The sequence below is a fragment of the Paenibacillus endophyticus genome (assembly GCF_014192395.1).
In the GTDB taxonomy this organism is placed as follows: Bacteria; Bacillota; Bacilli; order Paenibacillales; family Paenibacillaceae; genus Pristimantibacillus; species Pristimantibacillus endophyticus.
Genome location: NZ_JACHXW010000031.1, coordinates 70,499 through 81,468, shown reverse-complemented (window position 1 = coordinate 81,468; position 10,970 = coordinate 70,499). Strand labels below are relative to the sequence as shown.

Here is a 10,970-nt window from a genome sequence, read left to right as displayed (position 1 = left end):
AGGGCTTATCCTAAACACGTTTACTCGGACCCATACATCCGGTAGACAGCAGCAGTAAAGGTTCAGCAACCTTATCTTTCGTATCCAGTTTTCAGCGTGCAACACGCTACGTTTGGTGGCGATGGCGGAGGGGAACCACGCGTTCCCATACCGAACACGACCGTTAAGCCCTCCAGCGCCAATGGTACTTAGACCGCAGGGTCTTGGGAGAGTAGGACGTCGCCAAGCACGAGAGACCTATCGCATGTGATGCGATAGGTTTTTTTGTTGTATATACGATATGATAATAATATCTGAATGAAGGAGGCGTTACGGAGTGACAAAGCAAGTTGTAATCGGACCATTGGGTAATGAGCATTTTGATGAAAGTATGTTATTATCACAATTCGCTTTCCAATACGAGAAATCCGCAGAGGAGCTTGTGGAAACGAAAAAACAGTTCGCAGAGGAACCGGCAGCCAGATATGCTGCATGTGTAGATGAACAGTTCGCTGCTCAAGCAACAGTACTGGAGCTTCAAACCTATATCGGGGGCAAAGTGTTTAAGATGGGCGGACTTGCAGGAGTAGCGACTTGGCCGGAGTTCAGAAGACAAGGATTAGTTGCACAAATACTAGTTCAAGCTCTGCATGAAATGAAGCAGAAAGGACAAGTTATTTCTTACCTGCATCCTTTTATGTTCGGATTTTATCGGAAGTTTGGCTGGGAGACATATACGGAAAATAAAACTTACACGATACAAAAGGAACAGCTGCCTGCAAGGTTACCGTTTGAAGGACATGTTGAAAGGTTTAAGGGTGATTATAAACTGCTCTCTCACTTATATGAAGCATATGCATCCCAATATAACGGTTCATTAGTGCGCTCCGATCTATGGTGGAAATATCGGATCAGCAAACGGAAGCCAGGTCAAATCGCACTTTATTATGACGCATCATCTGAGGCGCAAGGCTATATCATTTATGAGGTGAAGAATAGCCGCTTAACCGTGCACGAGCTTATTTATCTAAATGAACCTGCAAGAGCTGCGTTATGGTCGTTTATATCACAGCATGATTCAATGATTCATGAGCTGAAGATTACTGTTCCATCGGACGATCAGCTTCCGTTTCTTTTAGCAAACCCGAGAATCAAGCAAGAAGTTATTCCTTACTTCATGGCACGAATTGTGGATGCAGAGCAATTTATCTCTCAATATGCCTTTATTGCGTCAGCAACAGAGGATTTGATCCCGATTCAACTGCGAGATGATAAAGCATCATGGAACAACGGTATATATTTACTGAATATAGATGGTTCGGGTAAGGCAGTCTTTATGCCAATAGAAGCGAAAGAAACGCTTGAAAACCCTATAAAAATGGATATTGGAGCACTTACAACGATGCTGCTAGGGTATCTGCGGCCGACTAAGCTTGCCCAATTAGCGAGGATTGACGGAGACGATAAGCTTATTAAACGCTTACAAGCTCGAATTCCCGAACGAACTACGTATTTACCTGACTTTTTCTAAGGAAATGGTCCGTTAATGCTCTTTCCAAACACATACAATGTAAAGGCAACAAAGCTATTCATCAGCCTTGACAGCCTATACCCCCTCTGCTAATATTGCTAATAATATATGTGAGACGTACTTAAAATAAGGGAGGAACATACTCGTGTGGGAAACGAAATTCGCCAAAGAAGGGCTAACGTTTGACGACGTCCTGCTTATTCCGCGCAAATCAGAAGTGCTGCCTAGGGAAGTTGACATCTCGATTCGATTAAGCGAGAACATTAAGCTAAACATTCCGCTCATTAGCGCAAGTATGGACACCGTTACAGAAGCCGCTTTGGCGATTGCAATAGCTCGTGAGGGCGGCATTGGCATCATTCATAAGAATATGTCGATTGCACAGCAAGCGGAGGAAGTAGACCGTGTTAAACGTTCGGAGAGCGGTGTAATTACTAATCCTTTTTCGCTTACGCCTGATCATCATGTTTACGACGCAGAAGAGCTAATGGGTAAATATCGTATTTCGGGTGTGCCGATTGTTGATCAAGACAAGAAGCTTGTCGGTATTTTGACAAACCGTGATCTACGTTTTGTTCATGATTATTCCATTAAAATAAACGAGGTTATGACTCGTGACAATCTGGTAACTGCACCTGTTGGTACAACCTTGCAAGAAGCAGAAGTATTGCTTCAGAAGCACAAGATTGAGAAGCTTCCGCTTATCGATGAGTCGAACACGCTTAAAGGACTTATAACAATTAAAGATATTGAGAAAGCGATCCAGTTCCCTAATGCGGCTAAGGATAAGCATGGTCGCTTGCTTTGCGGAGCAGCGGTTGGCATTTCGAAGGATACAATGGATCGTGCAGAAGCGTTGGTTCAATCGGGAATCGATGTACTTGTCGTAGATTCGGCCCATGGCCATCACATCAATATTTTGGACGCGGTTCGCAAGATTCGTGCTACCTATCCTGAGCTTACAATTATTGCAGGCAACGTTGCAACGGGTGAGGCTACGCGCGACCTAATCGAAGCTGGCGCATCAGTCGTTAAAGTAGGAATCGGGCCTGGCTCGATTTGTACGACACGCATTATTGCTGGTATCGGCGTTCCACAGATTACGGCGATTTACGATTGCGCATCGGTTGCACGCGAATACAATATTCCGATTATTGCAGACGGCGGCATTAAGTATTCCGGCGACATTACGAAAGCTATTGCATCTGGCGCAAGCGCGATTATGGTCGGCAGCTTGTTTGCAGGAACGGCTGAGAGCCCGGGCGAAACGGAAATTTTCCAAGGTCGCAGCTTCAAAGTATACCGCGGTATGGGCTCCCTTGGCGCTATGAAGGAAGGCAGTAAAGATCGTTACTTCCAGGAGAACGAGAATAAGCTTGTTCCGGAAGGCATCGAAGGCCGTGTTCCTTACAAAGGACCGCTGGCAGATACGGTTCACCAGCTGCTTGGCGGATTGCGTTCAGGCATGGGCTATTGCGGTACAGCATCGCTGGACGAGCTTAAGAACGATACGCAATTTGTTCGAATCACAGGATCTGGTCTTCGTGAGAGCCATCCGCATGATGTGCAAATTACGAAAGAAGCGCCTAACTACTCTTTATAACTACACCTTTTTCATAGAATTGAAACAAGGCAAGGAAAAGCGATTGAATCGCATTTCCTTGCCTTTTTTATGAAGGATTACTCATACTTCTTAGGACCTGAATAGGTTTAATTGTTAGGGTTCGATATGTTACAATTAACAACGGACAAACCAAGTGGGAAAAGGGGAGACGACGTTGAAGGAAATGGTAAGACCGGTACGGTTAAAGTCGGTCATCGCTGCAAGTTTGGCGAGTTGGATGGTCATGCTGTCGCTTGGTTCTGCGGTAGTTATGGCAGATGGATATCAAGGAAGGCCCAGTACGGAAAATTCTTTAGGCTTACAAGTTAAAGCAGCTATTCTAATTGATGCGGATTCCGGTCAAGTATTGTATGAGGTAAATTCGGATGAACCGCTTCCTGCGGCGAGTATGACCAAATTAATGACGGAATATATCGTACTTGAGGAAATTTCGAACGAGCATTTATCTTGGGATGAGGTCGTAACGGCAAGCGCGGAAGCTGCTTCAACTCCTCCGGATGGCTCATCGGTATTTCTAGCACAAGGCGATCAACATACGGTTAGAGATTTATATAAAGCGATGGCTGTTGGCTCTGCGAATGATGCAACGATTGCATTAGCATCGCAAATTGCAGGCAGCGAGCAAGGCTTTGTCGTAAAAATGAATGAAATGGCTGATAAGCTAGGTCTTAAAACAGCTATTTTTACAAGCGCAACGGGTTTATCGGAGACAACGGTTATTTCCGCCGCTGAAATGGCCAAGCTGGCTCAAATTATTTTGAGCGAGCACCCTGAATTTCTGGAGTATTCCAAACTGCAGGAATACAAATTCCGTGAACGTGATAAGGATCCGATAATTAATATCAACTGGATGCTTGGTACTAACACGAACCAAACTGGACTCAAGCATTTGGCCTACGAAGGCGTAGATGGCATGAAGACCGGGTTTATTAACTCGGCTGGCTACAATTTTACAGGTACCGTCAAGCAAGGCGAGCAGCGCTTTATAAGTGTGGTTATGGATACCGCTACGAAGTCTGCACGATTTAATGAGACGGCAAAGATGTACAATTATGGTTTCAGCACTTTTGAGAAAAAAACGGTGCTTCCTCCGAAATCCGTGGTAGAAACGGTACAAACGGTTAAGATTAAGAAGGGCAAGAAGAAAACTCTTCCCGTTGTGACGGATAAAGACATTACCTTTATGGTGAAAAAGGGCACTGACCCTAAGATTGAGGTTATTGACAGCACCCTGAAGGCAGAGTCTGAGCTAGTAGCCCCTATTCCGTCCGGGACTGTTGTCGGTACGGTAACTTACAAATATACGGATGCGGAAACGAAGCAGGAATTGAAGCGAACCGTTAATTTGATAACGACTGAGGATGGCCAGAAAGCAGGATGGTTCCGCCTTATGTTCCGCGCTATCGGTGATTTCTTTGCCGGTTTGTTTAACGGAATCGTCAATTTGTTCTAATCCGAGTTAGAAACAAGGAAATAAAGCAAATCAATGCTTGTCGATTAATCTTGGTTCCTGTAAAATCAATGGTTAGAACAACTGCGGTAATATACAATTTATTGGATGAAAATAGGAGGATTTGAAGCATGGAAACAGGTACATCGCGCGTTAAACGCGGCATGGCAGAAATGCAAAAGGGCGGCGTCATTATGGACGTTATGAGCGCCGAGCAAGCAAAGGTAGCAGAAGCAGCAGGAGCAACAGCGGTAATGGCTCTTGAGCGCGTTCCTTCTGAAATTCGTGCAGCAGGCGGAGTAGCTCGTATGGCTGATCCGACCATCGTAGAAGAAGTAATGAAAGTCGTTTCTATCCCGGTTATGGCTAAGGCTCGTATCGGTCATTATGTAGAAGCTAAAGTGCTCGAGTCCATGGGCGTTGACTATATCGATGAGAGTGAAGTGCTTACGCCGGCAGATGAAGTGTTCCACATCAGCAAGCATGAATTTACAATTCCATTCGTATGCGGAGCAAAGGATCTTGGAGAAGCTTTGCGTCGTATTCAAGAAGGAGCAGCAATGCTTCGTACGAAAGGTGAACCAGGAACAGGCAACATCGTTGAAGCTGTTCGTCACCTTCGCTTGATCAATGGTCAAATTCGTAAAATTCAAGGTTTGTCGAAGGACGAGCTTTATCATGAAGCTAAGCTTCTTGGCGTAGCTTATGATTTGCTACTCAACGTTCATGAGACGGGCAAGCTTCCCGTGGTTAACTTCGCAGCAGGCGGAGTAGCTACACCATCCGATGCGGCGTTGATGATGCATCTTGGAGCAGACGGCGTATTTGTTGGCTCAGGTATTTTCACATCCGAGAATCCAGAGAAATTTGCTCGCGCTATCGTTGAAGCAACGACTCACTACCAAGATTACAAGCTGATTGCTGAAGTATCGAAAAACCTGGGCGCTCCGATGAAGGGGATCGAAATTTCCAAGCTTAACTCTTCAGAGCGTATGCAAGACCGCGGTATCTAATAGATGTAATTTGCAGGTGCCGGCTTAGCGCATATCGCTCAGCCGGCCCTTGCCCGTAAAGGAAGGCGAAATAGAACGATGAAGATAGGCGTACTAGCGCTTCAAGGCGCAGTTGCAGAGCATATACGAAGCTTAGAATCGGCGGGCGCAGAGGCGGTCGCCATTAAGCGGGTTGAGCAGCTTGATGAGCTTGACGGACTTGTTATACCAGGCGGTGAGAGTACGACGATTGGCAAGCTGATGCGGAATTATGGCTTCATGGAAGCCATCGCTGATTTCTCTGCACAAGGCAAGCCATTGTTCGGAACTTGTGCGGGACTTATCGTTTTGGCTGATCAGATTGAAGGCCAAGAGGATGCACATTTGCGGCTTATGGACATGACCGTAGCCAGAAACGCTTTTGGCAGGCAGCAGGAAAGCTTTGAGACAGATTTGGACGTGAAAGGCATTGATGAGCCTGTCCGTGCTGTCTTCATCCGTGCGCCGTTGATTAAAAAGGTCGGCTCCTCCGTAGAGGTTCTCTCTACTTATAGAGATGAGATCGTCACTGCAAGGCAGGGACATTTGCTTGCTGTATCTTACCATCCCGAGCTGACTGACGACTACAGGCTGCATGCTTATTTCGTGGATATGGTAAAGGAAGCGGCTGCAGGAAAAGCTTAGTCTTTGCGAAAATAATATAAAATCACTCCCTTCAGAGAGGGGCTTTTGAAGCATGCTGGACGTTAAATTGTTAAGAAATGAATTTGAAAAGGTTGAGACGGCGCTCCGCAACCGCGGCGCTTCGCTTGATCTGATTGCGAATTTCCCAGTGCTTGATACGAAGCGCCGGGATCTCATTCAAGAAACGGAGACGCTGAAGAGCCGTCGCAATACGGTTTCCCAAGAAGTTGCCAAGCTCAAAAGATCGGGCGAGGACGCTGAAGCTCTCATCCTTGAGATGAGAGAAGTAGGCGACCGTATAAAGGAGCTGGATGACGAGCTTCGTTTGCTAGAAGTACAGGTAGAGGAGCTTACGCAAGCGATTCCGAACATTCCTAGTGAAAGCGTTCCGGTTGGCAAATCGGAGGAAGACAATGTAGAGCTCCGCAAGCATGGTGAAGTGCCTAGCTTTGACTTTGAGCCGAAGCCTCATTGGGAAGTTGCGCAGACGCTGGGCATTTTGGACTTTGAGCGTGCTGCCAAGGTTACGGGCTCTCGGTTTACGTTCTACCGCGGCTTAGGCGCGCGTCTAGAGCGTGCTCTGATCAGCTTTATGATGGACTTGCACAGCGACAAGCATGGCTATGAAGAGGTACTGCCCCCTTATATCGTCAATCGCGACAGCTTGATTGGTACTGGCCAGCTTCCGAAGTTTGAAGAGGATCTATTCAAAATTTCGGATTCGGAATATTTTCTTATCCCAACTGCTGAGGTTCCCGTTACTAACCTTCATCGTGAAGAAATATTGACAGTGGACGAGCTTCCCAAATATTACGTGGCATACAGCTCATGCTTTCGTTCAGAGGCAGGTTCTGCGGGGCGTGATACGCGCGGCCTGATCAGACAGCATCAATTCAATAAGGTTGAGCTGATCAAGCTGACAAAGCCTGAAGATTCCTACGATGAGCTTGAAAAGATGACAGCAAACGCAGAGAAGGTGCTGCAGCTGCTTAATCTCCCTTACCGCGTTCTGACGCTTTGTACAGGCGATATGGGCTTCACAGCAGCGAAAACCTATGATCTTGAAGTTTGGCTTCCAAGCGCAGGTACGTACCGCGAAATTTCCTCTTGCTCGAATGTAGAGGATTTCCAGGCTCGCCGCGCTGGTATCCGTTTCCGCAGAGACACGAAGAGCAAACCGGAATTTGTTCATACATTGAACGGATCGGGACTTGCGGTTGGGCGTACGTTCGCCGCTATCATCGAGAACTTCCAGCAAGCAGACGGCTCAGTGACGGTTCCAGAAGTACTGCGTCCTTATATGGGCGGGATCGAATCGATCGGAGCAGCAAAGCTTTAAAATTTTTTTGCCACAGCGTCAAAATATAGTTGCAACTATGTTTTGACCTGTGGTACAATATTTCTTGTGACAATTGAATGCATGGAGAGGTACCGAAGCGGTCATAACGGGGCAGTCTTGAAAACTGTTAGGGTGCAAGCCCACGTGGGTTCGAGTCCCACTCTCTCCTCCATATTTTTCTTACGTTGAATTTGAACAAGCCCAGACGCGAAAGCGTTTGGGCTTTTTTTGTTAATGTTGTTCTCGTATAAAATAAAGCTGCTCTTCGCATGTTATACGGTGTGGAGGTGCTTTATTAATGGGTAAATCAGATGAGCTGCAAATGAACCAGGAAAACCTGGCGGACGCTTGGCGGCAAACCTTGCCGGAGACGCTGAACAGCGCTGACCGGAGCAGGGTTCTGCCTGATGAGTCGGATTCTAAGTCGCTTCGTGTAACGATAGACACGGCAGGTCACCAAATGTACTCCTTCGATTTCAAAGTGACGTACGTAGACAGCCGTGAGGTAAGGGTAGAGCTTGTTGACGTAGAGAAGGACAAAGTATCCGTGGATGAACGCGGTGAAATCATTCAAGAGCTCATTCAGGACTATACCAGACATTTGCATGAATGTGCTCAAGCGCTGCAGCGCTTGACGCATGTGTAGAGGAGCGATCAGCCGATGACAAAAGCAAAGGGAACTGCGGATAAAAATTTATCAAACGTGGTGGATGCTTTGGATATAGAGGCGGTTAATAGCCATCATGCTCAGCAGCTGCAGCAGGATAAAAATGACCGCAGGCATCAGGATGCATTGAATCATGATCAGCCAACAGATTTGGAGCATCAGAAGGATTAGTGTCTAGCTGCTGCTTGTACACGAAATATAATCAAGGAGGAGATTCTTTTGTCAAAGCCAGACAGTGTGCCGGTTCCGGAAGGCAATCCTCAACATAAGAAGCAAAAGCAAAGTGGCGGTGGACAGCAAGAGCCATTATCCGGTTCGAAAAAAACAAAACAACGGAACCATGTTGACCATCTTAACCCGCAGGGTTAAATCAAGTCTATAGTCCTTAGCGTAAATAGATCAATCGTCCCGTTTCGGCTATCTGAAACGGGATTTTTTGGATATAACTTCTAAAATCAGGTTTTTTAGTATAGAATGGAGGTGCTCATAAAAAGATAGGGGAGGAACTTGTTACATGAAGAAAGTTCAGAAAATGGCGGTGTTATTGCTTGCCGTTATTTTGATCGTAATTGCGGGCTGCAGCTCGGGCAAGCCACCGAAGCAAGCGTTGCAAGCGGCTATGACGAAGATTACAGAAGCGGACTCATATGCAGTAAAAATGTCATTCGGTTTAGATGAGCTTGAGGTACCGCAGGATGCGGCCGCTCAAGGAGATGCAGCTGCAACCGCAGCGATCGTAGGCATGATCAAGGATGCTTCCATCACGGTTAATGCGGTTTATCAGAAGGAGCCTATGCGTACTGATTTGAACATGGAAATCGTCATTCCTGGCGATATGCAGATGAAGCTGACGGTTCCGATGATTCTGACAGAAGAAATATTGTATGTCAAAGTGCCGCAAATTCCGATGCTGCCTTTGCCTGAGACCATTACAGGCAAGTTCATCAAAGTAGACCTGAAGGAGCTCGCTAAGCAACAGGGTGCGGCTGAGCTGGACTTGACTACGCAGCAGAAGCTTGGCAAGGAGCTCGGAGAGGCGGTTCTTAAGCATTTTGATGAGAAAACATACTTTAGCGAGCCTAAAGCTGCAGATGCAGGTTTGCCTGCCGATCTGAAAGCGGATCAGGTTATAACCTTCGAAATTAACGAGAGCAACTATCCGAAAACAGTAGACACAATCGTTAACCAAGTACTGCCTGAGGTGCTGGACCTTCTGCTTGCGAATGAAGATTCGCTGAAATCGCTGCAGCTGGAGAAGGCTGATATCGAGAAGCTGAAAACAGACCTCGAAACGAACAAAACCGAAATTTTAGATACACTTAAAAATGATGTCAAAATTAATTCTGCCAAGCTAACGGCTGCTATCTCTGATGGCTATCTCTCTTACCAAGCAGGAAAATTAAGTGTTGCTGCATCGGATAAAGAAAGCGGGCAGAGCATGAAGCTTGGAATCCATTATGATGTTGTATATTCAGATTTCAACAAAGCGCCTAGGTTCGAGAATGAAATCCCGACGGATGCGATCTCGCTGGATGAGCTGACTCAAATGTTCCAGCTGCCAACAGGCCTTTAATAATACGAGAAAAGAAGCAGCCTCAGTTACTTTGGAGGCTGCTTCTTTGTGTATATAAGACGATATGTGTTCAACGCGACAAAGCATGCTTCTATTTCTATGCGAAACGGATACCCTCCTGTTGCAGAGGTCGGCGAAGCCGTTTCTTCTTGTAATATAGGAAAGTATATCATTTCGCCAACTTTCTCTCTATTTCTACGCGAAACGTAAGCTTAGCCGCCAGAGGACGGGAAAAGCCGTTTACGCTTGAAGTATAGGAAAGGTTATGATTTTGTTCATCCTTTCTCTGTACGTTTCGCCGAAACGATGGCGTCTATTGAAAGGACGCCGTCAGGCGTTTCCTCTTATCAGGAGGAAGGATTAAGCGACAACCATTGACTTTTTGAGCAGCTCCTTCATCATCTGAGCAGCTTTTACTTTAACGCTCAGGCAGGCGGATATTTCAATCTGGACCTTGCCATTCAGAAGCTCGCTGCGCAGCTGCTCCGCCGTGCTGCAGGGGGCATCGAAGCGGTTAATGACGCTGCCGAATTGCAGCGGCTGGTGAGAGTCGCTGCCAGCGCTCACGCGCAATCCGAGCTCATCAGCGAATTGCCTGACGTCGTGGGCCATGCCCAGTCCATACTGGAATAGGTCCTTAGCATTCATATCAAGGCAATCGAGTCGCTGCAGCGTCTCGACGGCGTGATGAGTAAGAGGTGTGCTCTCTCTCATGGGATGAGCGCCGATACGCAGCAGCGGCTGATCATCGGTTCGGTCAAGCAGCTCCTCTAAGGGAATGAAATTGTCCTTTAAGGTGTGCGGTTCAAGCTGTCTGCGCAAGTCACGAATCAGGACACGATTGCCAATGATTAATATATGGCCTTTGTTCGCTACGTCCACCTCCATGCCGGAGAACACCTTTAGGCCTTCAACGAGATAATAATCATCCTTGTAATCAAAATGATGGTCTAGCTGATCCAGCATATCCAGAAAATGAAGCGTATTAAAGTGCTCGGTAAGAGCTACCGCGTGCAATCCGTTTTCTTTCGCTTCCCGAGCCATAGCAAGGAAATAATCGAGAGAAAACTGCGTTTTTTTCGAGAGCTTTCCGTGTGTGTGCAAATCAATGTTCATCATCTGCCATAATCT

Annotated in this window: 11 protein-coding genes, 1 tRNA gene and 1 rRNA gene; 12 read left to right on the top strand and 1 reads right to left on the bottom strand. The window is 46.6% G+C overall.

All coding sequences use genetic code 11. From position 1 onward, the window contains the following. The first annotated feature begins 111 nt into the window (after positions 1 to 111). The 12 genes from rrf (at position 112) to FHS16_RS29950 (ending at position 9,839) form a co-directional block, all read left to right on the top strand. Positions 112 to 228: ribosomal RNA gene (gene rrf / locus FHS16_RS30005) — 5S ribosomal RNA — on the top strand. An 88-nt stretch (positions 229 to 316) separates the two neighbouring features. After that, complete coding sequence (locus FHS16_RS30000) at positions 317 to 1,510, top strand: GNAT family N-acetyltransferase (protein ID WP_312891124.1); 1,194 nt, start codon at positions 317 to 319, stop codon at positions 1,508 to 1,510. Positions 1,511 to 1,655: 145 nt separating this feature from the next. Further along, entirely contained in the window at positions 1,656 to 3,113 is a 1,458-nt protein-coding gene (guaB, locus tag FHS16_RS29995; RefSeq protein ID WP_183571172.1) for an IMP dehydrogenase, read from the top strand. 184 nt (positions 3,114 to 3,297) lie between these two features. Further along, positions 3,298 to 4,587, top strand: coding sequence for a D-alanyl-D-alanine carboxypeptidase family protein (locus FHS16_RS29990; protein WP_183571191.1), 1,290 nt, complete (start codon positions 3,298 to 3,300; stop codon positions 4,585 to 4,587). Between the two features lie 128 nt (positions 4,588 to 4,715). Further along, entirely contained in the window at positions 4,716 to 5,597 is an 882-nt protein-coding gene (pdxS, locus tag FHS16_RS29985; RefSeq protein ID WP_054025851.1) for a pyridoxal 5'-phosphate synthase lyase subunit PdxS, read from the top strand. A 78-nt stretch (positions 5,598 to 5,675) separates the two neighbouring features. Further along, a complete protein-coding gene (gene pdxT, locus FHS16_RS29980; protein WP_183571170.1) occupies positions 5,676 to 6,260 on the top strand; it encodes a pyridoxal 5'-phosphate synthase glutaminase subunit PdxT in 585 nt (194 codons plus the stop codon). Between the two features lie 52 nt (positions 6,261 to 6,312). Beyond that, a complete protein-coding gene (gene serS, locus FHS16_RS29975; protein ID WP_183571168.1) occupies positions 6,313 to 7,599 on the top strand; it encodes a serine--tRNA ligase in 1,287 nt (428 codons plus the stop codon). 83 nt (positions 7,600 to 7,682) lie between these two features. After that, positions 7,683 to 7,771, top strand: a tRNA-Ser gene (locus FHS16_RS29970). Positions 7,772 to 7,897: 126 nt separating this feature from the next. Further along, on the top strand, positions 7,898 to 8,245 hold the full coding sequence (locus FHS16_RS29965) for a hypothetical protein (protein ID WP_183571166.1): 348 nt from the start codon (positions 7,898 to 7,900) through the stop codon (positions 8,243 to 8,245). 15 nt (positions 8,246 to 8,260) lie between these two features. After that, positions 8,261 to 8,437 carry a hypothetical protein gene (locus FHS16_RS29960; protein WP_183571164.1) on the top strand — a complete coding sequence of 59 codons (177 nt, stop codon included), beginning with the start codon at positions 8,261 to 8,263 and terminating at the stop codon, positions 8,435 to 8,437. A gap of 48 nt (positions 8,438 to 8,485) precedes the next feature. Continuing rightward, the gene (locus FHS16_RS29955; protein ID WP_183571162.1) at positions 8,486 to 8,635 is read left to right on the top strand and encodes a small acid-soluble spore protein P; all 150 of its coding nucleotides are present in this window, start codon (positions 8,486 to 8,488) and stop codon (positions 8,633 to 8,635) included. 145 nt (positions 8,636 to 8,780) lie between these two features. Next, positions 8,781 to 9,839: a hypothetical protein gene (locus tag FHS16_RS29950; RefSeq protein ID WP_183571161.1), complete on the top strand. Its 1,059-nt coding sequence runs from the start codon at positions 8,781 to 8,783 to the stop codon at positions 9,837 to 9,839. Between the two features lie 360 nt (positions 9,840 to 10,199). Here FHS16_RS29950 and FHS16_RS29945 read toward each other — a convergent pair whose 3' ends face one another. Beyond that, positions 10,200 to 10,958, bottom strand: coding sequence for a PHP-associated domain-containing protein (locus FHS16_RS29945; protein WP_246432048.1), 759 nt, complete (start codon positions 10,956 to 10,958; stop codon positions 10,200 to 10,202). Positions 10,959 to 10,970: the final 12 nt, after the last annotated feature.